The 24,200-nt window shown below is 58.5% G+C and carries 20 protein-coding genes and 1 tRNA gene; 12 read left to right on the top strand and 9 right to left on the bottom strand.

All coding sequences use genetic code 11. The features are described 5' to 3' along the window. Positions 1 to 3: 3 nt before the first annotated feature. From K328_RS0105405 to K328_RS0105395, 3 genes are all read right to left on the bottom strand, one after another. On the bottom strand, positions 4 to 1,089 hold the full coding sequence (locus K328_RS0105405; RefSeq protein ID WP_028465105.1) for a mandelate racemase/muconate lactonizing enzyme family protein: 1,086 nt from the start codon (positions 1,087 to 1,089) through the stop codon (positions 4 to 6). 97 nt (positions 1,090 to 1,186) lie between these two features. Next, positions 1,187 to 3,028, bottom strand: coding sequence for an adenylate/guanylate cyclase domain-containing protein (locus K328_RS25625; protein WP_051284533.1), 1,842 nt, complete (start codon positions 3,026 to 3,028; stop codon positions 1,187 to 1,189). Further along, positions 3,013 to 4,023, bottom strand: coding sequence for a P1 family peptidase (locus K328_RS0105395; protein WP_028465104.1), 1,011 nt, complete (start codon positions 4,021 to 4,023; stop codon positions 3,013 to 3,015). The genes K328_RS25625 and K328_RS0105395 overlap by 16 nt, the downstream gene beginning before the upstream one ends. Before the next feature lie 105 nt (positions 4,024 to 4,128). Here K328_RS0105395 and K328_RS0105390 point away from each other — a divergent pair, with 105 nt between their 5' ends. Beyond that, positions 4,129 to 5,718, top strand: a complete 1,590-nt coding sequence (locus K328_RS0105390) for a peptide chain release factor 3 (protein WP_028465103.1) — start codon at positions 4,129 to 4,131, stop codon at positions 5,716 to 5,718. Positions 5,719 to 5,772: 54 nt separating this feature from the next. Here the strand turns inward: K328_RS0105390 and K328_RS0105385 are convergent, their stop codons facing one another. Next, complete coding sequence (locus K328_RS0105385) at positions 5,773 to 7,074, bottom strand: NAD(P)/FAD-dependent oxidoreductase (RefSeq protein WP_028465102.1); 1,302 nt, start codon at positions 7,072 to 7,074, stop codon at positions 5,773 to 5,775. A 396-nt stretch (positions 7,075 to 7,470) separates the two neighbouring features. Here K328_RS0105385 and K328_RS0105380 point away from each other — a divergent pair, with 396 nt between their 5' ends. Beyond that, positions 7,471 to 7,998, top strand: a complete 528-nt coding sequence (locus tag K328_RS0105380; protein WP_169721175.1) for a MarR family winged helix-turn-helix transcriptional regulator — start codon at positions 7,471 to 7,473, stop codon at positions 7,996 to 7,998. A 74-nt stretch (positions 7,999 to 8,072) separates the two neighbouring features. On the opposite strand, the gene K328_RS0105375 is transcribed toward K328_RS0105380, so the two are convergent. Together K328_RS0105375 and K328_RS0105370 are read right to left on the bottom strand one after the other, a co-directional pair. Continuing rightward, on the bottom strand, positions 8,073 to 8,759 hold the full coding sequence (locus K328_RS0105375) for an aspartate/glutamate racemase family protein (protein ID WP_028465100.1): 687 nt from the start codon (positions 8,757 to 8,759) through the stop codon (positions 8,073 to 8,075). 18 nt (positions 8,760 to 8,777) lie between these two features. Further along, the gene (locus K328_RS0105370; protein WP_028465099.1) at positions 8,778 to 9,230 is read right to left on the bottom strand and encodes a YtoQ family protein; all 453 of its coding nucleotides are present in this window, start codon (positions 9,228 to 9,230) and stop codon (positions 8,778 to 8,780) included. A 175-nt stretch (positions 9,231 to 9,405) separates the two neighbouring features. Here K328_RS0105370 and K328_RS0105365 point away from each other — a divergent pair, with 175 nt between their 5' ends. The 7 genes from K328_RS0105365 to K328_RS0105335 all read left to right on the top strand — a co-directional run bounded on the left by K328_RS0105365 (position 9,406) and on the right by K328_RS0105335 (position 18,581). After that, positions 9,406 to 10,509: an ABC transporter substrate-binding protein gene (locus tag K328_RS0105365; RefSeq protein WP_028465098.1), complete on the top strand. Its 1,104-nt coding sequence runs from the start codon at positions 9,406 to 9,408 to the stop codon at positions 10,507 to 10,509. Then, a complete protein-coding gene (locus tag K328_RS22650; protein WP_051284531.1) occupies positions 10,506 to 12,479 on the top strand; it encodes a sensor histidine kinase in 1,974 nt (657 codons plus the stop codon). The genes K328_RS0105365 and K328_RS22650 overlap by 4 nt, the downstream gene beginning before the upstream one ends. A 245-nt stretch (positions 12,480 to 12,724) precedes the next feature. Beyond that, positions 12,725 to 13,732 carry a BMP family protein gene (locus tag K328_RS0105355; RefSeq protein ID WP_028465097.1) on the top strand — a complete coding sequence of 336 codons (1,008 nt, stop codon included), beginning with the start codon at positions 12,725 to 12,727 and terminating at the stop codon, positions 13,730 to 13,732. A gap of 20 nt (positions 13,733 to 13,752) precedes the next feature. Beyond that, the gene (locus K328_RS0105350) at positions 13,753 to 15,297 is read left to right on the top strand and encodes an ABC transporter ATP-binding protein (protein ID WP_342665264.1); all 1,545 of its coding nucleotides are present in this window, start codon (positions 13,753 to 13,755) and stop codon (positions 15,295 to 15,297) included. Beyond that, positions 15,287 to 16,336 carry an ABC transporter permease gene (locus K328_RS0105345; protein WP_028465095.1) on the top strand — a complete coding sequence of 350 codons (1,050 nt, stop codon included), beginning with the start codon at positions 15,287 to 15,289 and terminating at the stop codon, positions 16,334 to 16,336. Before K328_RS0105350 ends, K328_RS0105345 begins: the two co-directional genes overlap by 11 nt. 4 nt (positions 16,337 to 16,340) lie before the next feature. Then, positions 16,341 to 17,291 (top strand): ABC transporter permease, encoded by a 951-nt coding sequence (locus K328_RS0105340; protein ID WP_036553165.1) that lies wholly within the window; start codon positions 16,341 to 16,343, stop codon positions 17,289 to 17,291. Positions 17,292 to 17,306: 15 nt separating this feature from the next. Further along, positions 17,307 to 18,581 (top strand): amidohydrolase family protein, encoded by a 1,275-nt coding sequence (locus K328_RS0105335; RefSeq protein ID WP_028465093.1) that lies wholly within the window; start codon positions 17,307 to 17,309, stop codon positions 18,579 to 18,581. On the opposite strand, the gene K328_RS0105330 is transcribed toward K328_RS0105335, so the two are convergent. Further along, complete coding sequence (locus K328_RS0105330) at positions 18,578 to 19,717, bottom strand: aminotransferase class V-fold PLP-dependent enzyme (protein WP_028465092.1); 1,140 nt, start codon at positions 19,715 to 19,717, stop codon at positions 18,578 to 18,580. The two genes, K328_RS0105335 and K328_RS0105330, sit on opposite strands and share 4 nt — an antisense overlap. Before the next feature lie 98 nt (positions 19,718 to 19,815). Here K328_RS0105330 and K328_RS25620 point away from each other — a divergent pair, with 98 nt between their 5' ends. Beyond that, a complete protein-coding gene (locus tag K328_RS25620; RefSeq protein ID WP_084608212.1) occupies positions 19,816 to 20,781 on the top strand; it encodes a glycosyltransferase family 17 protein in 966 nt (321 codons plus the stop codon). A gap of 46 nt (positions 20,782 to 20,827) precedes the next feature. On the opposite strand, the gene K328_RS0105320 is transcribed toward K328_RS25620, so the two are convergent. Further along, a tRNA-Ser gene (locus tag K328_RS0105320) sits at positions 20,828 to 20,917 on the bottom strand. A 314-nt stretch (positions 20,918 to 21,231) separates the two neighbouring features. Here K328_RS0105320 and K328_RS0105310 point away from each other — a divergent pair. Then, positions 21,232 to 21,945, top strand: a complete 714-nt coding sequence (locus K328_RS0105310) for a FadR/GntR family transcriptional regulator (RefSeq protein ID WP_028465089.1) — start codon at positions 21,232 to 21,234, stop codon at positions 21,943 to 21,945. Between the two features lie 42 nt (positions 21,946 to 21,987). Next, positions 21,988 to 22,893 (top strand): SMP-30/gluconolactonase/LRE family protein, encoded by a 906-nt coding sequence (locus tag K328_RS0105305; RefSeq protein ID WP_028465088.1) that lies wholly within the window; start codon positions 21,988 to 21,990, stop codon positions 22,891 to 22,893. Positions 22,894 to 22,904: 11 nt separating this feature from the next. Here the strand turns inward: K328_RS0105305 and K328_RS0105300 are convergent, their stop codons facing one another. Next, a complete protein-coding gene (locus K328_RS0105300; protein WP_028465087.1) occupies positions 22,905 to 24,188 on the bottom strand; it encodes a TRAP transporter large permease in 1,284 nt (427 codons plus the stop codon). Between the last annotated feature and the right edge of the window lie 12 nt (positions 24,189 to 24,200).

The following is a 24,200-nucleotide window of genomic DNA, read 5'->3' as shown; positions in this document are numbered from 1 at the left end:
TGTTCAGATTTTGAATCTCTCGATCATGTCCGGATCGGGCTCAAAGCCGATACCCGGGCGGTCTGGTACCTGAACCATGCCGCCAGAGGGCAGGGGAATTTCCGGATCCAGATAGCCTTCGGGCTCGATATAGAGATGCTCGAACTGCTCGCAGATCTCGCGCGCGGCCATAAGCTGGATCGTTGCCCAGTAACCGGGACCGAAGTAGGGCGCATGGGGCATCACCGCGGCACCGTATTCCTCTGCGACGTCGCAGACCCTCAGGAACTCGCTGACGCCGCCAACCTTTGTCACGCTCGGTTGCAGATACTTGATGTGCGGCGCTGTGCGGGCGAACTCGACCGAAGTGCAGGCATTCTCGCCACTGGCGATGGCCACGCCATACTCGGCCTGCAGCATTCCCAGAGTTTCCTCATCGTCCGGCGGAAACACCGGCTCCTCGACCCAGTAAAGATCCAGACGCCGCATATGCGGCATGATTTCGTGCGTCTGTTCCATCGACCAGTTGCAGTTCACGTCCGTTGCAAGCTTGGTCTCCAAGCCCGCACCCTGACGGCCGGCCTTGATGGCATCGAGTGAAATCTCGTGCAGTTTGACGGTCTTGTATCCTTCGCCGACGACCTTGGCCGCGAAGGATCGGACAAGATCCGGGTCCGTATATCGCATAAGGCTGGCATATGCGGGCAACGAGTTTCTCGGCCGCACTGCCAGCAGTCTGGCAAGCGACGCCCTTTCCTGCTTCGCCTCGATATCCCAGAGCGCGATATCAACGGCGGATATGGCGAACATGGTGATGCCATAGCGGCCATGCAGATGCAGGCGCTGCTGCAATTCAGAATTCAGCGCGGCGACATCGTCTACCTCCCGGCCGACGAGCAGGGGAGCGACCATGTCCTCGATTGCCGCCGCTGTTGCCCTGCGGCAGGAATAGGCGAAGCCGTCACCCCATCCGACAATACCGTCTTCCGTTTCTATCCGGACAAGCACGATATCGAGGTGGGTCCATTTGGTCGGCATCAGGCCGGTCCCGGCGCTTCCATCCTCGAATGGAATCTGCAGGGGAATGACGTCGACTGATTTGATTTTCATTTTTTGCTTCCTCCCTGACGGCGCTTTCGTTCCGTCCGCAAGGGAAGCTTAGCTGAACTCACACGGGTGACACGAACATAGATAGCAAGTGTGCTCTCTAGAGGCGCTGGCCGAGATCGGTGTCGTCAAGGTTCAGCTGGAAGACCTGAACGGCGCCGGTCCGTCCGCGCAGCTCGAAAAGGCCGACATCGGTAATGTTCGTGGGGTTCCCCGCCGCCGTAGCTGTCTCCGCAGCAACGAGAATACAGATGTCCGCATCCGGTTCGACTTGCTTGCCCAATTGCTCTATCCGGTTGGCAACATTCACCGAATCGCCGATTATAGTGTAGTTGATCCTGTCCGGTGCTCCGATATTGCCGACGATGGCGGTGCCTGTCGCTATTCCGATGCGGATATGGATCGGGTCCCCGCCTTGCTCTACGCGTCGCCGGTTATCCTCGCGAAGTAGTTTGGCTATCCGGCTGGCTGACCGCAAACAGGCTGCTGCGTGGTCCTCGCGTATCGCCGGAGCGCCCCAGAAAGCCATCACGCTGTCGCCAGAATACTTGTCGATGTTGCCGCCTTCCGCTTCGATTGCTTCGTTCATCAACGTGAAATGGGCATTGAGCATCTCGACCAGTTCATCGGGCGGATATTGCTGCGATATTCCGGTGAAACCGACGATGTCGGAAAACAGCACCGTCACCTCCCGTTCCACGGATGGCACGCCCTGGCTGCCGCGTTCACGGAGAATCTCCATCACAAGTGAGCGCGGCACATAGACCCGGAATTGTGCCAGGCCGGAAATCATCGCGTTGAAAGCATCCGCCGCATCATTGAATTCGCGGACCGGATTGCCGCGAATTTCAGGAATCGCTTCCAGATCGAGCTTTGCGACAGCGTTCGATGCGGATGCAAGCTCGGCAACCGGCTGCCGGATGCGCTCGGCAAGTTGCCTTAGTCGCAGCATTGCCAACCCCATCACAATCAGCCCCGCTATGGCGCCATAGGTCAGATAACGGAGCATGTCGCTGTAGCTGGTCGTCGACAGGTCTACATACATTCCAACCGTGTAGAGTTTACCATGGGCAACGGAGACCTTCTGCGAGAGAGCTACATATTCTGTACCGGCGACTGTGGTGGTCCAGAATTGCGTACCGTTTGATTCATCTACCGTCCCCACATCGCGTCGTTCCGGATCCATGAGGGCGGCAAGTACCGGATCGCCGAGTTCCGTTGCACTGAGCAGCGGTTTTTCCGCAGACATCAGCGCCTGCATGCTCGGATCCGTCAGAATGGGGTGGGCGAGCAGACGATCCTTTTCGTCCAGCACAAAGACAGAGCCACCTGCGATGTCGGCATCCCGTAGGAATATGGAAATATCCAGGGGTGAAATCGCTGCGGCTGCCACCCCGAGATAAGTATGGTTCCTATCATAAATAGGGCTGCGCGCGCTGATCAGGGTCAGTCCGGCATTTTCCGCATAAATGGCAGATGCGAGATAGGGCTCTCCGATCTGGCGGGCTTCCTTGACGGCTTGCTCTTCGATCGATCCGGCGGTGATCTGACGGGAGCCCATCCGTCCATCGGGAGCAATCCATTCCATCGATCCATCATTCCGCAAGAACGCCAGTGCCCGGATATGCGGCTGAAGCTGCATTGCGGTCCGCGCCATGCCTTGAGCTGTGGCACTCATCGGTGCGCCGTTGGGCATGGTGTACTGGCCGACAAGTTCGGCGGCCTTCAAAGCCGGCCTGATATGTAGCGACAATGTCTGCTTGATCGACTTGATGGTGGCGTTGGCATTTTCCCTGATGACAATGAGACCGCCCTGATTCCCGAAATAGAGCGTTACCGCCAGCACCGCTCCAAGAGCGATCAGGAAAAGCCCGCCGATATCCCGCAGCAACAACGTGCGGATGGTGATCGTATGACTGGAAGTCGTCAGTTTGTCCGACACTGAACCCCCATTTTTTCCCGATAACTGATGGATAGCCCCTGACTGTCGGCCTCAAAGACGCCGCGCGCAACAGCGCGGGCAAGACAATCCGCAGCATGTGCGCCAAGCATCGCGAGATCGCGCGCCGGATCAGCGAGTGGCCGGATACCGGTAGAAACGCCGAAGACCACGTCTCCGTCGAATGGCGTATTCGCAGGCCGGATGGCACGGGTCAGTCCCTGGTGCGCCATGATGGCGAATTGCCTGCACTGGGATTTGGTCAGCGCAGCGTCAGTCGCGACGATGCCGATCGTGGTGTTCTCTCTTGGGCCCGCGAGCTTAGGCATGTCAACGGCACTGCCTCTGTCCTCGGAAACCGGCAGGACACCGCCGAACTCAGCACCCGCTTCGGAATCCCATGCGAAGAATGCGCCGGAGACGGGATAAGTAACGGCACCGACCGCGTTTACGGCGACCAACGCACCGACTGTCGGACCGTCGTCGCTAACCAGAACGGAGGCACTGCCGAGACCGCCTTTATACCCGCCGGCATTTGCGCCAAACCCGGCGCCTGCATTGCCGAGCCCGAAACCATCCGAGGCTGCTGCCAGAGCCTCCCGGCCGAGCACAGGGTAGGGGGAGTCAGTACCCCAATCCTTGTCGCCGCCATTGTTGAGATCGAAAAGGATTGCAGCCGGGACAATGGGCACAACCGATGCGCCTGCCCGATATCCGATACCCTTTTCGCGCAGTCCCGCCATGACGCCACCCGCAGCATCGAGCCCGAAAGCGGACCCGCCGCTGAGTACGATAGCGTTCACGTCCTGAACTGTCGCTTCTGGACGTAAAAGATCGAATTCGCGCGATCCGGTGCCGCCGCCGCGCGAATCAACCGAGGCAACCATGGTGCCATCCGGCACCAGAACGGTAACGCCGCTCCGCAACTGCTCGTCATGAGCGTTGCCCACGCGGAGCCCCGGAACATCGGTGATGAGATTGAGTTTCCCCGGCTGCACTTTGAAGGGCCTCCCGTTTCCGCATGGCCGCCCGTTAGGATCCGCTATTGGACTGACCGGACAAAGTCTTTATATACGACGGCGTTCCCCAATAAGGACGATTAGATGAGTTCCCTTGACGACGCTGTGGGGCGCCGGCGCACTTTCGCGATCATCGCGCACCCGGATGCCGGTAAGACCACTTTGACCGAGAAGCTGCTCCTGTTCGGGGGCGCGATCCAGATGGCCGGTGCCGTTAAGGCGCGCGGGCAGCAGCGGCGCGCCCATTCCGACTGGATGAAGGTCGAGCGTGAGCGCGGCATCTCCGTCGCCTCGTCGGTCATGACCTTCGATTACGGGGACAACACGTTCAACTTGCTCGATACGCCGGGCCACGAAGACTTCTCCGAAGACACCTATCGGACCCTGACGGCCGTCGACAGCGCCATCATGGTGATCGACGGCGCGAAAGGTATCGAGGAACAGACCTTGAAGCTGTTCGAGGTCTGCCGCCTGCGCGATGTGCCGATCATCACCTTCGTCAACAAGATGGACCGCGAGGCACGGGACAGTTTCGAGCTGCTGGACGAGATCGAGCAGAAACTGGCTCTCGACGTGACACCTGCGAGCTGGCCGATCGGCATGGGGAAAGCCTTCAAGGGCTGTTACGACCTGCTGAACGATAAACTGATCCTGATGGATCGCGGCAGTCACGATGCACCGGACCAGGGCCTGACCTGCAACGGGCTGGATGATCCGAAACTTGACGAGCTTTTGCCGGCTTCGGTCGCAAAGCAGCTCCGAGAGGAAGTCGAGATGGCGCGCGGATTGTGCCCGGACTTCGATCCGGAAGCTTTCCTTGGTGGCACCATGACGCCGGTCTATTTCGGCAGTGCGGTGAACAATTTCGGGGTGCGGGAGCTGCTTGGCGGCGTTGCGCGCTACGCTCCGCCGCCGCGTCCGCAGGCGACGAAAACGCGTGAAGTGACGCCGTCGGAGAAGAAAGTCTCGGCTTTCATCTTCAAGATCCAGGCAAACATGGACCCGAAGCATAGGGACCGCATTGCCTTCGCCCGGATCTGCTCCGGCCATTTCAAGCGCGGCGCCAAGCTGAAGCATGTGCGCAGCGGCAAGCTGATGAACATCCACAACCCGGTGATGTTTCTGGCCCAGGACCGTGAAATTGCAGACGAAGCCTGGCCGGGCGACATCATCGGCATCCCGAACCACGGCAACCTGCGGATTGGCGATGCGCTGACCGAGGGTGAAGATCTCCAGTTCAACGGCATTCCGAGCTTCGCGCCGGAACTGTTGCAACGGGTTCGACCGACCGACCCTCTGCGGGCGAAGCATCTCGAGAAGGCGGTGGTTCAGCTGGCGGAAGAGGGGGCTGCGAAGGCCTTCAAGACCCGGATCGGCGGCAGCTGGATCGTCGGCGTGGTCGGCGCGCTGCAATTCGAAGTGCTGGCGGACCGGATTCGCACCGAGTACGACGTGCCGGTGAGTTTCGAGACCGCGGGCCTGTATACGGCGCGCTGGCTGGAAGCCGAAGACCCGGCGGAGCTTAAGAAGTTCATCGAGGCGAACCAGGGCGATCTGGCCGACGACCATGACAACATGCCGGTCTTCATGGCCCGCAATGGCTGGCACCTGCAGCACACGGCGGAGAACTGGCCGAAAATCAGGTTCCTGAAAGTGAAGGAGCAGATGGCCTAGGCGCATCTGCACCCTTGGCCTCGTCGCGACGGGCCGTGCTTACGCGCGTAGATCTTAGTGAGAACGCCAGGCCTGCCACCGGTCCTGTATCTGAAAACCCCAGTAAGCGCACTGGGCAATCAATGGGCCGAGTGGGCCACCGGCAAAATCGAGGCCGAAGGGTGCGAACAGCTTATAGGTATCGTCATCCTCAGCGATGGCCTTTGCCACGACCTCTCCACCGGCCGTGGTGGCGCACATGCCGTGCCCGCCATATCCTTGATTGTACCAGACACCCGGTTGCAGCTGTCCGATCTGGGGCATCTTGTGCACCGAATAGCCCATGGTCCCGGGCCAGGCGACTTCGGCCCGAATGCCTTCGAGTTGGGGATAGATCTTCAGGATATCGCCAATCATCTTCTGCCCCAGATTACGCGGCGACAGATTGGAGCTGACACGTCCGCCCCATAGCAATCTTGTATCGGGCAGGGCACGGTAATAATCGCCCGCGAGGCGGCTATCCGACGTCGCATAGGGCGCTCTGATGGCATCTTGCAGCCGGTCGCCGAGTGGCTCTGTGAGGACCACATAGGTTCCGACCGGCAAAGTTGCCCGTGACAGCTTCGGATGCAGGTTGCGGATATATCCAGAACAGCAGATGACCACCTGGTTGGCAGTCACACTGCCGGTCGCGGTGTTTATCCGTTTTTTGTCAGTGCTGAGGTCCATGTGAGTTACGGCACTGTTCTCATAGACTGTTGCTCCAAGACTGGTGCAAGCATCTGCGATACCGTTGGTGAAGTTCAGGGAGTGAAACTGAAACGCCGTCGGGTCCAGAAGGCCCTCGTTGTACCGCTCTGTCCGGTAGAGTTCCTTCATTTCCTCGCGGCTTTTGAATTCCAGTCCAAGATCGAACCGCTTGTTCATCTTCTCAGCACTGGCTTTCAGGCCATCGGCATTCCTGTGCCAGGACGCCTTCACAATGCCGTCCTGCATCGGCCCGGCATCGATGCCGTATTGATCAAGCCGTGAGCGGATCAGGGCGAGGGCGTGGAGGCTGAGCCGCATAATCGCATCTGCATCCTCGCGACCCACGACAGCTTCAATACCGTCCGATCCAAGGCTGTACCCGGCGCTGACAAAACCGCCATTGCGGCCTGATGCACCCCAACCGACCCGTTGAGCCTCAAGGACGACAACCTTCTTTCCCCGCTCCGCAAGCCCCAGGGCCGTGGCGAGGCCTGCCATGCCGCCGCCAACGACACAGACATCGCAGTCAAGATCATGTGCGAGGGGCGGGCGTGAGACGGGCGCTTTCAGAGTCCGGCCATAATAACTGTCCACGTAACCTGCGCCGTGTCGCTCCAAATCAGTCATTCCCGTTTCCATTTCTAATCTGAAGTGCACGAGGCGGATTCCGCATAGAAACCGACGCCCTTGCTCTGCCTTGCACTGGAATCTTGTTCTTATAATCTCTGAGCGTCGGCGCTGGTCAATCGCCCTTCTGAATGGTTATTGGCATAAATTGTCCGGCGCGAGCGCATCAAAATCATCAAAGGACCGGAGGTGGCTTTGGGTCGGTCCGGTTTTTTCTATGAAATTCTTTTTAATTTTTAGAAGGAAATCAGCGCATTAGCGGGATAAAACAGCATCATACCTTGGGGTGACAGTCATTCGTAACGTCATTTACGGATTAAGCTTTACAAATAGAAACCATTTTGATGGAATGGCATCAGTTCGAAAGCAACTGCTCATGCAATGCGGAGACAAACCATGACCGTACAAACACTTCGACGCTCTGCTCTGAAGATCGATACGGCTGATATCGGCATCGGCGCATCCGCCGAAACCGTACGGTCGGGCTATCTGGAACTCACATCGATGCTCGACCGGCTGCATCGCCGGTATCTCGATGTGGTTCGCGTTGAACTCGAATCCATGGGTATCAACAATATCAATCCTTCACAGGCTTTGATGCTTGTCGGTATCGGGGACGAGGACATTCCCGTCCGGGATCTCATTCATCGCAAGGGCTATCAGGCCTCGACCGTTTCCTACAACGTCAAGAAACTGTCCGAGTACGGATATCTGGAGCAGGAACGTGCGGCGCACGATCGCCGTTCGGTGCGCCTGAGGTTGTCCCCCAAAGGCAGGGACATCGTCTCCCGGCTCCGGGAACTGGAAGAGCGTCACATGGAATTCACCAATGGCCGCGGCGAACTTCTGCGCGGCATGGAAAATGCGACGGCCACGCTGCGACAGCTGGACCAGATCTGGGCCGAATACATTACCTTCGGATAATTCCCCCTACATCCGAAACACTGCCGAACGCGCCGCTTTCAAGCGGCGCGTTTTGTTTCTGGTGCAGGCTGATATCAGCTGGCCGCCGCCCGAAGAGCCGCGCGGGCGAGTGTCCGCGTCGAGTCCAATGTCGGTAGAGCACTGTTTTCGTCGCTGATAATGAGCGGAATCTCGGTGCAGCCGAGAAGAACCGAATCCGCGCCGCGCTCTTTCATGCGTTCGATCAGCGCCTGAAAATACGATATCGAGTCAGTGCGGAAACGGCCTGGAACGAGTTCTTCCATGATGATCCGTGAAATTTCGGCAACCTCTTCCGGCTCAGGCCGGGCCCAGCCGATGCCAAGCGCGTCGAATTTGTCCGGATAGACATCACTCTCGACCAACCATCTGGTACCAAGCAAACCGACTTTTTGGAATCCATGCTCCCGGGCGAGAGCCGCGGATTCTTCTGCAATATGCAGCCATGGAAGCGGGGATCGCTCCGCCACATAGTCGAATGCCTGATGAATGGTATTATCCGGGCAAATCAAGAAATCCGCCCCGGCGCGCTCCAGTCTTCGGGCGGAATCAAGCATCAACTCTCCGACGCCGCTTAAATCTCCCGCTTCGAGGCAGCTGACATATTTCGAGAGTGGTGGCGTGTGCATCGTAATGTCGGGATGCTCGTGCGCGCCGAGCAGTGCCGCTCCTTCAGAACAGATAGTCCGGTAGCAGAGCGCCGCGCCTTCGGCCGAGCAGCCAACAATTCCTATATGCTTCATCGGTTTATGCGCTCGACCTTAAAGTTCTCCGGTCACCACATAACGCAATACTGCAGCCACCTGTGCCGGTGTTTCCGCAACGGCCAGCGCGGCGCCATCGACTTCTTTCAACGGGTGCGTCAGTGCTGGGTCGTGTTGGATGATGAGCGGCTTTCCGAGAGCGGAAGCGTATCCCGCATCGAAGGCAGCATTCCACTGCTTGTATTTGTCGCCGAACCGGACGACGACGATATCGGCACGCTCAATCAGGGTGCGGGTGCGGATGGCATTGACCTTGGCGCCTTTGTGATCGGCCCAGAACGGCTTCTCTTCGGCACCGAGGATGGAAACACCGCAATCGTCGCTGTTTTCGTGAACGGTCACTGGCGCCGTGAAAACAATCGGCAATCCAGCAGCTTTTACGGCCTCTTCGATTTCCGCGCGCCAGTCCGTGTGAATTTCGCCGGACAAATAGACTTCAAGATCGGTCATGGAACCCTCCTACAGAACAGACCGCATTTGATATCCTAGTTTGCCGGTTTTTCAGAGTCCGTAGCTCCGCCGAATGCCAGAGCGCGACATCGGTCTGCCGCCGTGTCGAAACATTTACTAAATTTTATTCTAACTATGAAAACGTCCAGTGTATCGATCACTGGAGAGACAGCTCATGCGCCAATTTGCAACGCTTTCTGGGGTAATGATGCTCTTGCTGCAACTCGCAGCCTGTGGCGAGCCCGAAGTCATTCGTCTTGGATTTATCGGTGGCCTGGAAGGAAGGGCATCCGATATCGGCATCGCGTCACGAAATGCCGTCCAGATGGCCGTCGACGAGAAAAACGAAGCCGGTGGGATTAACGGGCGTCAGATCCAGCTTCTCGTACGCGACGATCATGGTACGTCGGAAGGTGGTGCGGAAGCTGCGCGCTCCTTGGTTGCTGAGGGTGTAGACGCGATTATCGGCCCCAATCTCAGCGTTGTCGCCGGCGGCATGGTTCCAGTGATCAACGAGGCTCAGACAGTCTCGATTACACCGACGGTTTCTTCCCTGTCTTTCGTCGGCAATGACGATCATTTCTACCGTATTGGCTCATCAACCCGCCAGTATGCCGAAGCTTACGCGCGATACAGCATCGATGTAGGACACCGGAAAATCGCTGCGGCGCTTGACGGAAGAAATGCGCTGTTTTCCCAAAGCTGGACAGATGAGTTCGAAAGAGCATTTACCGAGCTCGGAGGCACGCTCGTTGCCTCGTTCCAGTTCGACAGCACGATCGGTGGAGAGTTTTCGCGCGCGGCGACGACCCTGTTGGCTTCGAATCCCGACGCAATAATCTTTATCGCCAATGGTGTAGATGCTGCGCAACTCACCCAGCAGGTAAGAAAGCAGAACAGCGAAATAGAGCTCATGGCCGCGGAATGGGCTGCTTCGGAAAGCCTTCTCACTCTTGGCGGTGCCGCAATTGAAGGGCTGCTCCTGCTTCAGACCTATGACCGGTACGATGAGACGGCACATTACGTTGCATTCCGGGATGCTTACAAAGCGCGTTTCCGTTCCGACCCGGGTTTTTCAAGCATCGCGGCTTATGATGGTGCGACTGTCCTGTTTTCCGCACTCCAGGACATGGATGACAGTCAGACCATCAAATCGTCAATGGATGCGCTCGGCACAATCCAGGGACTGCAACAGAAAGTGACGTTTGACGATTATGGCGACAGCGCCAGACAGCTTGTTTTCGTTACCGTGCAAAAAGGGAAATTCATCCGGAAATGAAGGCCCAAAGGGTTCTCTCCCTGCGTGTTGCGCTCTCTCTGCTATTCGTCTTCACGCCTTTGGTTGCTCTCGTTATCGTCGGATCGATCACGCTTGCCATACGGTTGCCGCAGATCGCCGATGAAAACAGGCTGATAGCCAAAGAGTCGGCGGCGGAGATGGCTGCGCGTGTAGAGGAGTACCTCCGTTCCCTTGAACACCGCCTCAAGGTTCTGGCCGCTGCCGTCGATAATGTTCCCGAACAGGAAATCTACTTTCTGCTGCAAACGGCCCGAGGCGATGGCTTCGACGCCATCTATCTGGTCGACGATCAGGGCTTGTTGGTCGATGCCAGCGTCAAGAATTACAGCACTGAATATATTGAGGAAATTGTCGGAATAGATATGTCCGGCAATCGGCTTTTTCGAACGGTTGCCGATACGAAGAAGCAGGCCTGGAGTGACACGCAGCTATCCTCCATATCGGGAATAGTGACCGTCGGCGTAGCTGTCCCTCTGGAAGGAAGTAATAAAACGATCATTGGGGAAGTTCCTCTCGCTCAGATTGTCTCCATAAGTCAGTTTTCGCGTAGCGACCGGCAACTTGATCTCTGGATCGTCGATCGGCTGGGAGAGGTTGTTGCAGATACCCGAATTGCACGTTCGGGACGCCACAACCTTCTGCATCTGCCTGTTGTTCAGGCTGGTTTGAACGGGACGCCCATGCCGGAGACGCTCTCCTACGATGGCCGGAGTTATTATACGTGGGCTGATTTTTCCAACTCGCTTGGATGGTTGTTCGTTAGCCGAATTCCACGTGGCATGGATAATTCCGCGACCCGGGAACTCGTTGCCATCATCGTCACGGGCTTTATCTCAACATCGCTCATCGGCGCACTTCTGGCTCCGCTTTGGGCGCAAACGATGTCACGCACCGTGAAGTCCGTTATCGAGCGTGCCCGTTTGGTCGCATCGGGACGCCGGCCAAAGACCTGGCCGACTGGAACAATCAAGGAATTCAACCAGCTCTCCGGAGATCTTGAAGCCATGGCCGACGCGCTCGTCAGCCGGGAGCAGGCTCTCAAGGAAATGAATGAGGAGCTTGAGGAGAGGGTTCAAAGGCGCACGCAGGATCTGGCCTCGACTAACGCGGACCTTTCCGAAGCACTGAACAATTTGCAGAAGACACAGAACGAACTGGTAGAGGTTGAGAAACTGGCTGCTCTCGGGCGTCTGGTCGCGGGCATAGCACATGAATTGAACACGCCTCTGGGAAACAGCAAACTGAGCTTGTCCGCCCAGAGTCACGAGATCGAGAGTTTCAATGCCTTGCTGCAAAAGGGGCTGCGCAAGTCAGACCTTATGGCGTTCCTGGATAGTGTTAGGAAAACAACCTCGATGGCGTCCCTGAATGTCGAGCGCGCCTGTGACCTGGTCGCAAACTTCAAGCAGGTAGCTGTCGACAGAACGACATCATACCGGCGGAAATTCCGCCTGCATGAGCTGGTGTCAGCTACGGTTCTGACATTGCAGCCGTCCATTGGAAAAGATATTCAGGTCACAATTGAGGAAATTTCCGATGAGCTCGAGATCGATAGCTACCCGGGCGAACTTGGGCAAATCCTCACCAACCTCGTAGACAATGCCGCAAAACATGCTTTCCCGGACAAACCCGGCAACATCTATATTTCCGTTGCAGAGGCTGACGGTGGAATGCTTGGAATCTCGGTTCGCGATGACGGGATCGGTATGGAGCAGGACGTCTCGGAAAAAATCTTTAACCCGTTTTACACAACCAAGTTCGGTCAGGGCGGGACGGGGCTTGGGCTCCACATATCCTACAACGCTGCCGCCAACGTGCTCGGCGGCAGCCTGACTGTCGAGAGCACACCGGGTGAGGGTACCACTTTCAGCCTGCTGATCCCTGTGGTCGCTCCGGAGCAGGAAAATGATGCACCCGGTAACGAAAATGCCCCTCCGGTTTTATCCTGAGGCCGGATAACGGTAATCAGGTGTTTGCCTGTCCCCCTTCCGGGTTCGATTGACAATCCGAAACCAAATGCTGAAATTGAACCGTCACATACGATGGCATCGCAGCCCGAGGGTGGGCGGCCTCCTGAAACAGGGGGCAGAAGAATGCCACGGATGAGACGGGAGGATTTGGCAAAACAGAAAATGATCGAATGTATCCGGAGAGAGTCCGGAACATTAGACGTTTCGATTCTCGGGGGACTGATATGACAATTCTTTCGCGCCGCCAGGTTCTGGCAACGCTAGCCGCTCTCAGCGCCGTATCCATGCTGCCGGCGGGGCTCGCCAACGCGGCCGGCAAGATCAAGGTCGCGGGCATCTATACCCAGCCGATCCAGCAAAAATGGGATGCGCGTTTGCATCAGGCCCTTGAGGCCGCAAAAGCCGCTGGCAAGATCGAGTATTCCTATTCCGAGAAAGTCTCCAACACGGATTATATCCGCGTGCTGCGCGAATATGCCGAGAGCGGCGTTCAGCTGATCGTTGGCGAGGCCTTCGGCATCAGCCGCGAAGCCCGCAAGGTGGCTGACGAATATCCGAATGTTGCCTTCGTCATGGGCGACCCCTTCAAGCCGCACGGCAGCAATTTCTCCGTTTTCGATAACTATATCCACGAGCCGTGCTACCTGATGGGCATCATCGCCGGCAGCATGACCAAGTCGAAAAAGATCGGCATGGTCGGCGGCTATCCGATTGGCGAGGTAAACCGGCTGTTCCACGCATTCATGGCAGGCGCCAGGTCCGTCGATCCTTCGATCGAGTTCAAGGTGACCTTCATCGGTTCCTGGTACGATCCGCCGAAAGCCAAGGAAGCCGCCTTCGCCCAGATCGAATCCGGCGTCGATATCCTTTATGCCGAACGCGCCGGCGTGGTTGATGCCGCTCGCGAAAAAGGCATTCTTGCCTTTGGCAATGTCAACGACATGAACAAGGAAGAGAATGGCAAGGACGTGGTTGTGACTTCCGCCCTTTGGCATATGGAAAGTGCGATCGACTACGCCATTGAGCAGGTCAAGGCCGGCAGCTTCAAAGCCGAGGACTACAAGGAATGGACCATGATGCAGAAGGGCGGCGCCAGCCTCGCCCCGTATTATGAGTTCGAGGACAAGATCCCGGCGGACGCGAAAGCCAAGGTCGCCGAGCTTTCCAAGCAGATCATGTCCGGTGATTTCGTGGTCGAGATCAACGACAACGAGCCTAAATCCACGTTCTGATCCGTTGGGATGTCACGCACGTGACCCATAAATCTGTCTCAGTGATGCCCCTGTTATCCTTCAGGGGCATCACCAAGCGTTTCGGACCGCTGGTCGCGAACGATGCGATCTCGCTCGACCTCAATCAGGGTGAGGTCCTTGCTCTGCTAGGCGAGAACGGCGCTGGGAAAACCACATTGATGAATATTCTGTTCGGCCATTACGTGGCTGAGGAGGGTGAGATCCTCGTGGATGGCGCACCGTTGCCGCCCGGCTCGACGGACGCCGCTATCCAGGCGGGTATCGGTATGGTGCATCAGCATTTCACCCTCGCTGAGAACCTGACGGTGCTGGAGAACATTACCCTCGGCACCGAGCCGCTCTTTGCCTGGCGCCGGGATATCAAGGCTGCCCGGACGAAGATAGCGGACATGGCGGCCGAGTACGGCCTCCATGCCGATCCGGACAAGCTGGTCGGTGCTCTCTCCGTCGGAGAAAGACAGCGGGTGGAGATTCTGAAGGCTCTATACCGCGACGCCCGCATTCTCATTCTGGACGAGCCGACAGCGGTTTTGACGCCACAGGAATCGGACAGCTTGTTCGAGACCCTGAAGAAACTGACGGCCAAGGGGCTGGCGGTCATTTTCATCTCTCACAAGCTGAACGAGATACTGAACCATACGAACCGGGTGGTCGTGCTGCGCCGGGGAGCCGTTGCCGGAACGGTGACGACTTCCGAGGCGGACCGGGCAGGTCTGGCGCGGATGATGGTGGGGGAAGAGGTGAACCGGCCGAAAGTGACCTCGATGATGCCTGGCAACGCGGTTCTCCGTCTGACACATGTCGATTGCCAATCGGACAGCGAGGCGCAGAGTCTGAAAGATGTCAGCCTGGAGATCCGGGCACACGAGATCATCGGGCTTGCCGGTGTGGCAGGAAATGGCCAGCGCACCCTAGCGAACCTCTTGTCTGGTCTTGCGACTGCCGACGCGGGTGATGTCGAGATCCTCGGCGCGCCGGGCGTTGCCGATCCGACGGAGCTTGTCCGGCGCGGTGTCGGCCGGATTCCCGAGGACCGGCACGCAACAGGCGTGGTTGGAGAGATGCCGCTCTGGGAGAACCTGATCAGCGAAGACCGGCGCGGAGCTGAAATTGCGCGTGCCGGCTTCGTCATCGACAAGCGTAGAGCGCTTGAACGGAGCAAGCGCCTGATCGAGGAATTCGATATTCGCTGCGAAGGTCCGGAGGCGGAAACCCGCTTGTTATCAGGCGGTAACATGCAAAAGCTCATCCTTGCGCGGGTCTTGTCGCGAGGACCTGAATTCATCCTCGCCAACCAGCCGGTACGCGGTCTGGACGAGGGGGCCATAGCCTATGTCCAGAGCCGCCTGCTGCAGGCACGTGCCGATGGCGCCGGCGTGCTGCTGATCTCGGAGGACTTGGACGAACTCTTCGCACTCAGCGACCGTATAGCCGTGATGTATCACGGCAGGTTGACGCCGCCTCAGGACACGGCCGGCCTTACGGTCGGCGATGTAGGTCTGCTGATGTCCGGGCACGAAGCGGAGTCCGCTCATGCGCATTGAGACGAGACAGGAAGTGGCGCTCTGGCGCGTGTTGCTGGCCCCACCCCTTGCCGTGCTGGCCGCACTCGTGCTTGGCGCCGGGCTGATCATCTGGGCCGGAGAGCCTGTTCTGGCCTCTTACTTCGCCCTGCTGAAAGGATCTCTCGGCTCCAGCTTCGCCTTGAACGAGACGCTGACGCGCAGTACGCCGTTGATCTTCACGGGTCTGGCTGCCGCTGTCGCCTTTCGGGCCAAGTTCTACAATATCGGCGCTGAAGGGCAGCTCTATTGCGGTGCGCTGGCCGCGACCTTCTTTGGCACCGGCCTCATTTCCCTGCCGCCCGTCCTTATGGTCCCGTTCCTGATGCTTGTCGGCGCCATGGCCGGCGGCGCTATCCTGATCGTACCTGTGTTGCTGAAGACCCACATGAAGGTCGACGAGGTGGTGACGACGCTGTTGCTGAACTTTGTCATCCTGCTGCTGGCCGGGTACCTGCTTGAGGGCCCTTGGAAAGACCCGATGTCACTCGGCTGGCCTCAGGCCGCGCCCATTATTGACGAAGGCATTTGGCCGCCATTGCTGGCCAAGGGGCGCCTGCATCTTGGCTTCATCTTCGCACTCGTGGCCGCCTTGCTTGCCTGGGCGCTGATGCGTTTCACCGTCTGGGGATACGAGATCCGCGCCGTTGGCTTGAATGCCTCCGCCGCCGGTTTCGCCGGTATCGGCGTCAATGCAACTGTGATCCGTACTGCGTTGATATCTGGCGGTCTTGCCGGTCTCGCCGGGGTCAGTGAAGTCGCCGGTCTCAAAGGTTATCTCACGCTCGATCTCTCGCCGGGTTTTGGATATGCGGGGATTGCCGTCGCCATGCTGGCGCAATTGCATCCGCTCGGTGTCATCCTGTCCGCTTTCTTCATTTCCGCCGTCTATGTCGGTGCCGACGCGATGAGCCGGTCGACCGATATTCCGACCTACATCGCTGACGTGCTGGTAGGCCTCTCGGTCCTGACCATCCTGGTCAGCGTCATGCTCACCCGCTACCGCATCCGCTGGAGCTGACGCGATGATCGGAGACATTTTCGAAATCCTCCTCACCGCCGGGTTCTGGGCCGCCACCATCCGGATCGTCAGCCCTCTCATTCTCGGCACCCTCGGCGAGCTGATCTGCGAGCGTGCGGGAGTGCTCAATCTCGGCATCGAAGGCATCATGACAATGGGTGCCATGGCCGGGTGGATGTGGGTCTTCCAGGGCGGGGACCTTTGGGGCGGGATTGTCTTCGCGGCCTTTATAGGCGCGCTGTTCGGCTTGTTTCACGCGAGTTTCACGGTTTATCTCGGGCTCTCACAACATGTGACCGGCATCGGCATCACCCTGTTTGCCTCTTCGCTCAGCTATTATGTCTTCCGCATGCTGCTGCCGGACGCGACCACGCCGCCGAAGATCGTTCCGTTCCAGCCCTATGCCATTCCGGGCCTATCCGACATCCCGGTGATCGGAGAGGCGCTGTTCAGCCAGACGCCGCTCACCTATCTCGCGCTGCTCTCCGTTCCCGCCGTCTGGTATGTGCTGGAGCGCACCCCGCTCGGCCTCGCGGTCCGTATGGCAGGTGAGAATCCGGTTGCGGTCGAATCCCAGGGTATTGATGTGCTGGCGGTGCGGACCGGTGCCGTGATGGTCGGCAGTGCCTTCATGGCAATCGGCGGCGCCTTCATCACCATGAGCGCCTTCGACGCCTTCTATTTCGGCATGATCAACGGCCGGGGCTGGATTTGCGTTGCGCTGGTGATCTTCGCCTCCTGGCGTCCAGGCAAGGCACTGCTCGGCGCATTGCTGTTTGCCGGGCTCGACGCTCTGCAGGTCCGCGCGCAGCAGCTTGCCGGTGCGCAGATTCCCTACCAATTCTTCCTCATGGCCCCTTATGTGCTCTCCATTGCGGCAATGGTGGTGATGTCCCGGCGGGCGAGCTACCCCAAAGCACTGCTGGTGCCGTTCCGGCGCGGTGACCGCGTTTAATGAAAGCCTGATCCAATGCTCGATATCCTGATCAAGAATGCCACGCTGCCCGATGGGCGTACCGGCCAATCCATCGCCATTCAAGGAGACCGCATTGTCGAAGTGGGGCCGGCGATCACAGGTGACGCGGGCAGGGTGATCGATGCGGGCGGCTGTCTTGTGACGCCGCCTTTCATCGACCCTCACTTCCATCTGGATTCAACCCTAAGCCTCGGCGAGCCGCGCCTGAACCAATCCGGCACATTGCTGGAGGGTATCCAGCTTTGGGGGGAGCTGAAACCGCACCTGACTGGTGACGCGATCAAACAGCGCGTGCGGGAACTCGCCCGCTGGTCCATCGCCAAGGGCACGCTGGCCATTCGCAGCCATGTGGACACGTCCGATCCTCGCCTGATCAATGTGGACGCGCTGATAGAGGTCCGGGAGGAGCTTAAGCCCTATATTGATATCCAGCTCGTCGCCTTTCCGCAGGACGGCTATTTCCGCGCCCCCGGTGCAGCGGAGAACCTTGCGCGAGCCTTGGACAAGGGCGTCGATGTTGTCGGCGGTATTCCACATTTCGAGCGCACCATGGAAGACGGCGCCCGCTCAGTCCGCGCCCTATGCGAGATAGCGGCTGAGCGCGGCCTGCGCGTCGACATGCATTGCGACGAAACAGACGATCCCATGTCGCGCCATATCGAGACGCTGACGGCGGAAACCAAGCGGCTCGGGCTGGAGGGTAGGGTGGCTGGCTCGCACCTGACATCCATGCATTCGATGGACAATTACTATGTCTCCAAGCTGCTGCCGTTGATGGTGGAAAGCCAGATGCATGCGATCCCGAATCCGCTGATTAACATCACCCTGCAAGGGCGGCACGACAGCTATCCGAAGCGCCGGGGCATGACGCGGGTGAAGGAAATGACGGCGGCCGGGATCAATGTCGCGCTTGGCCATGATTGCGTGATGGATCCCTGGTACAGCCTCGGCAGCCACGACATGCTCGAGGTTGCCCACATGGCGGTCCATGTCGGCCAGATGACCGGCGTTGACGAGATGAAGGCGATGTTCGCCGCCGTTACGGAGAACTCGGCGAAAGCGATGGGACTGGAAGGCTACGGTATCGCGAAAGGGGCGAATGCGGATCTGGTGATCCTGCAGGCGGGCGACGTGATGGAAGCCATTCGTCTGAAGCCGAACCGACTGTTCGTCATTCGCCGGGGCCAGGTGATTGCCGAAGCGCCGCCGCAGATGAGCACGGTCAGCATCGGCGGCAAGAGCCAGCAAGTCGATTTCCGCCGGTCCTAACGCAACTCTGTGTCCAGCGCCGCGAACAGGCGGTCCACATCGGCCTCGTCATTGAAGAGGTAGGGGCTGACCCGCAGCGCGCCGTTCCGGAAGGCGACGTGAACATCGCGCGCCGCCAGCCGTGCTGTGAGACCTTTCGGCCATGGCTCATCCCGGTAAAGCCCGATGAAATGCCCGATGCGGCGGGCTTTTGGCGGGCATTTGAAGCCACGCTCCTCCGCCCGCTCCGCAATCCCGTCGACCAGCGCGCTCAGATAGCTGTGGATCGCCTCCGGCGTCCATTTAGTGATCTGCTCCAGCGCCGAGACGCACATCGGCATGTGGATCATGCTATCCGCCGCCCCCATGTCGAAGCGCCGCGCATTCGGCTTCAGGTGCCCGCCAAGGCCGCTGCCGGTCTCCATAGACGGCGCGTCGATCCGCGAAGCGTGGTTCAGTTCCAGAGGCATGCCCGTCTGGTGCTTCGGCGCCAGATACATGAAGCCCATCATGTCCGGGCAGAGCAGCCATTTGTAGCCCGAGGCGACGACGAAATCCGCCGGAACCGTTTCAAGATTCAGCGGTTTTACGCCAAGCGATTGGGTCGCATCGACGACCAGCGGTATCCCGCGCCTCACGCATTCCGCCGCAATCGGCTCCAGATCGACAAGCGCCCCGTCGCACCAATGACAGTTGGGCAGCGCCACGATACCCACACCGTCGTCCAATGCTTCCAGAACCGGACCGGTCCAGTCAAAGTCCGCACCGCGCGGGACGTACCGAACGCCGCCGCCTGACTGCTCCGCCAGTCTCTGCCACGCATAAACATTCGACGGGAATTGCGCTTCGAGCACCAGAACATCCTGTCCAGGCGCCAAAGTCAGATTGGCCGCGGCTGCGGCAATTCCGTAACTGGTCGAAAAGACAATCGCGACATCGTCCGCCGTGCTGCCGAGTAGACCACCATACAATTCGCGGCAGCGCTCCATCTCCCCCGGCAAGGCCGCACGCTCGGCTATCCATGGCTGCCGCTTGCGCATGAGTCCCCGCTCACCGGCAGAGAAACTCGCCATGAGGCAAGGAGACTGGCTGGCCGTGTTGAAATAAGTCAGGCCAGTCGGCAGATCGAACAGATCCCGTTTGCAGGTGATGGGCATAAGAGGTTCTCCATTGGGATTATGCGCAAATTGCCTTCCAGCTGGGCGCCGGATAGCACACTGCACAGAATGAATTCTTATCTCAAGAACAGCCATACTTGGCAGCAGCATGCCGTTCCGCTAAGCAGCGATGCAGCCTGCAGGCATCTACGAGGATTCCAATGACCGTCTACGACTGTTTCATGTTCAACAATGAGCTCGACATACTTGAGCTTCGCCTGCGCGAACTTGACGATGTTGTTGACCGGTTCGTCCTGGTTGAAGCGGCGGAAGCCCATAGCGGTATCGCCAAGCCGCTGCACTACGACGAGAACAAGGCTCGGTTCGCCCGTTGGGCAGATCGCATCACCCATATCGAGATCGGCTCGTTTCCGTCGAACCTGGATGCATGGGGCAAGGAAAACGCCCAGCGCAACGCACTCTCCTACGGATTGAAAAATATCGCGGACGATGATCTCGTCATCATTTCAGATGTCGATGAAATTCCGCGCGCATCTGCCATCAGAGAGGTCCTGACCCGCAGGGACGTGGATGTGATCGGCCTGCAGCTCACCCATTTCAATCTCCGTCTGAACTATATGCAGCGCGACGGTGCCGATCCTGTCTTTGTCTGGCCCGTGGCGGCATGGGGACACGCTTTCAAACGGAGTAGTCCACAAAAATTGCGGGATTTCAGGCTCACCTTGAAAATCAAGATGTTGAAAAACCGCCTCGATTCAAACCTTGCGGTTCTCGAGCATGCAGGCTGGCATTTTTCCTATATTGGTGATGATGAGCATGTTCGCCTGAAACTTGCGAGTTTCGCCCATCGGGAATTTGCCGTGTCAGAGGTGCTTGAAACTCTTGGTGTCGAAGCAGCAATGCACCGGGGAATGGATATTCTTGGCCGTGACGGATTTCGCTGGATCGGAGTTGCCTTGAACGATTACTTCCCCGAAGAAATCAGGAAGAATCCGGACAGGTATGCATCAATGCTGCTCTCCCCGTGCCGCTACGAGATCAATGTGACGGCGGTGCCGGAGACAGGGCTCATGGTTCTCAATCGGATCAGAACCGAGCCATAACCGAGAGTGAACTCGGAAAATCTAACCTGAATTCCGAAAAGCGGTATGGCGGATGGGGTGGGATTCGAACCCACGAGACGGTCTCCCGCCTGCCGGTTTTCAAGACCGGTGCCTTCAACCGCTCGGCCACCCATCCGCAATTGGCATTTCGATATTGCTGCAGGGCATTGCCCGAAAAGCAAAATAACCTCGAATGCTGCCCCGCCAAAACGAGCAAGGACGGGTGTCTATACGCAACCCCGCCGCGCCCTGCAACAGAGAACAGATGAACGACGCTGAGTTCCTGAATTTTCCAGGCGGCGGCATCGCGTTTTCTGCCTCGCAAACGGCTTATTGGGAGGCGAACGGGGATACCCTTACGTTCAGAATAGAATTGATCAATCATCCTAATTAATACTACATATACAGTCCACTAATCATACTTCGAAGACGCAACGGGAATCGATGTAAATGCCTCAGAAGGTTCATGGCGGACGGAATCTCACCCAGGAAACGACAGCGGCACTGCGCGCTAAAATCGCCGCAGGGCCCATGAAAACGGGCGATAGGCTGCCGACTGAGAAAGAACTTGAAGCCGAATATGGTGTCAGCCGCACCGTTATCAGGGAGGCTGTTGCTGTTCTGAAAGCCGACGGTTTGGTCGAGCCAAGACGCGGCGCCGGTATTTTCGTCCGTGACCCGAACGGTACCCGGAACAGGGGCATGGCGTCATTCCTGTCTGGCGATGTGCACAGCACGCTCGACCTTCTCGAACTACGCATGGCCGTCGAGATAGAGGCTGCCGGCCTCGCTGCCACACGGCGCAGCCTGTCACAGGATGCCCGGATCCGAGAGAACCTGAACCAGTTCGAGCGCGCCGTGGAGAGTGGTGCGTCCTCTGTGGCGCTCGACGCTGCGTTTCACCTCGCCATCGCCCAGGGAACCAACAACGAGCTGTTCGCGACGTTTCTGAACTCACTCGGAAAACGCGCCATTCCGCGCAACACGCTTTCGGAACAGGACCGCGAGCGGCTGATAGACAAAAGCTATCTCGAACGGGTGAACAAGGAACATCGTGCAATCGCCGACGCAATCTCCGCCGGCGATCCGGACGCGGCCCGGCTCGCCATGCGCGACCATCTCAGCGGCAGTATCTCGCGATACCGGAAAACGCTTTCCTCATAAGGCGCTTGTCCCTCTAGCTGAACCGAGAATCAGGAAACGGACATGAACACCACGGTCGAATGCGTCCTCGATGCCAAGGCCACACTTGGTGAAGGCGCTGTCTGGGACGCTCAATCAAGTGCGCTCTGGTGGGTGGATATTGCCGCGCCTTCCTTGCACAGGTTTCATCCCGAAACGAGACGGAATGAAACCTGGTCAATGCCATCTGCCATCGGGTGCGTGGCGCCTCGCCGGTCGGGCGGTGCGATTGTCGGGCTGGAAGAAGGATGGTGCGCTTTCGATCCGTCTGTTGGTTCTGTTCGTCTCATGAACGATATGGCGCCGGGGCTCGCTACACATCGCTTTAATGACGGAACGGTCGATCCGGTGGGCCGGTTCTGGGCCGGTACCATGCCGAAAAGCGGCCCGCGCGACGCCGTGGCGGGAGAGGCAGGTGACGGTACCTTGTTTTGTCTGGATACGGACGGGAGCTGCCGGGCTGTCCTGGATGGGCTCTACATCCAGAACGGACTTGCTTGCTCACCGGACGGAAAGCGGATGTATCTCTCCGACAGCTACAAGCCGATCCGGACGATCTGGGTGTTCGATTACGACCTCGAAACCGGAACCCCATCGAACCGGCGCACCTTCTTCGACACGAGCGCCGTGGCTGGACGACCGGACGGCGCGGCGATGGACGCAGAGGGCTGTTACTGGATGGCCGGCATCGACGGCTGGCAGATCCTCCGGCTGACGCCAGACGGAACAATTGACCGAACCATCCCGGTTCCCGTCGAAAAACCCACCTGTCTCGCTTTTGGCGGCCCTCGGCTGGAGCAGCTTTATATCACCAGCATGGGGGACGGCCTGATCACCCCGGGGACCGAAGAGCGCCAGCCCCATGCCGGCGGTGTTTTCGTTTGCGAGCCAGGTGTTGTGGGCTACGCACCGCCAGCCTGCGGGGCCTGACCCAAGACCGTTCAGCCTTCTATCAGACGCGGTAATGTCAGCGAAATTGCAGGAATAAAGGTCGTCAGCATGAGCGCGACAAGAATAGCCGCGTAGAACGGCCAGATCGTCCGTACGGCGCGTTCGATCGGAACCTTGCCGACTGCGCATCCGAGGAACAGGCATGCCCCGACCGGCGGTGTGCAGAGCCCCAATCCCAGATTCATCATCAGGATCATGCCGAACTGCACCGGGTCCATGCCTAGCGAGATCACAACGGGTAAAAAGATCGGGGTGCAGATCAGGATCAGCGCCGCCATGTCCATGATCATGCCGAGCACAAGCAGCATGAGATTGATCATCAGCAGGATGGCTATCGGGTTCTCGGTGACTCCGGTCATGAACTCGATCATGCGGCTGGGGACCTGATAGAAGGTCAGCATATAGGCGAACGCTGTCGCCGAGGCGACCAGGATCAGCACCATCGATGTGGTGCGGACCGAATTGAGCACGGCTGTCTTGAAGGCTGTCCAGCTCAGGGAGCGGTAGACGATCATCGTCACCGCGAAAGCGTAGAGCGTTCCGAATGCCCCTGACTCGGTGACTGTGAAGACGCCGGAGAGTACGCCACCGACAATAATGACAGCGGTGAAGAGCCCGGGCAGGGCTGTGATGAAACTGATGAACAGGGAGTATAGTCCCGGGAACGGTTCAACCCCATACCCTCTGCGGACCGCGATGATATAGGCCGCTGCCGCCAGGCAAAGACACATCAGGACGCCAGGCAGAACCCCGGCCAGGAAAAGTTGCGAAATCGAAATGCCGCCGCCTGCGGCGATAGCGAACAGGATCATGTTGTGGGATGGCGGCACCAGAATGCCGGCAATCGACGACGTCACGGTAACATTCACAGCATAATCATCGTCGTAGCCCTTTTCCTTCATCACCGGGATCAGGATCGAACCAAGCGCCGATATATCCGCTACGGCTGATCCGGAGATGCCTCCGAACAGCATGGAGGAAAAGACATTGACCACACCAAGCCCGCCACGTACCCAGCCAACGGCTGCGGATGCGAGCCGGACGAGCCTGATGGCGATGCCGCCGTGAAACATCAGCTCCCCAGCGAAAATGAAGAAGGGGATTGCCATCAGGGAGAAAACATTGATGCCCGAGATGATGCGCTGGAATGCAACGACCAGCGGCAGTCCTTCGATGAAGAATGCTGTCACGGCGGCAACAGCCAAAGCGAATGCCACGGGCACGCCGATGACGACGCATACGGCGAATACGCCGAGCAGAATGAGAAGTCCCATTTGAATATCCCG

Source organism: Nisaea denitrificans DSM 18348 (genome assembly GCF_000426505.1).
Lineage (GTDB): Bacteria > Pseudomonadota > Alphaproteobacteria > Thalassobaculales > Thalassobaculaceae > Nisaea > Nisaea denitrificans.
This window is presented reverse-complemented; position numbering and strand designations above follow the sequence as displayed.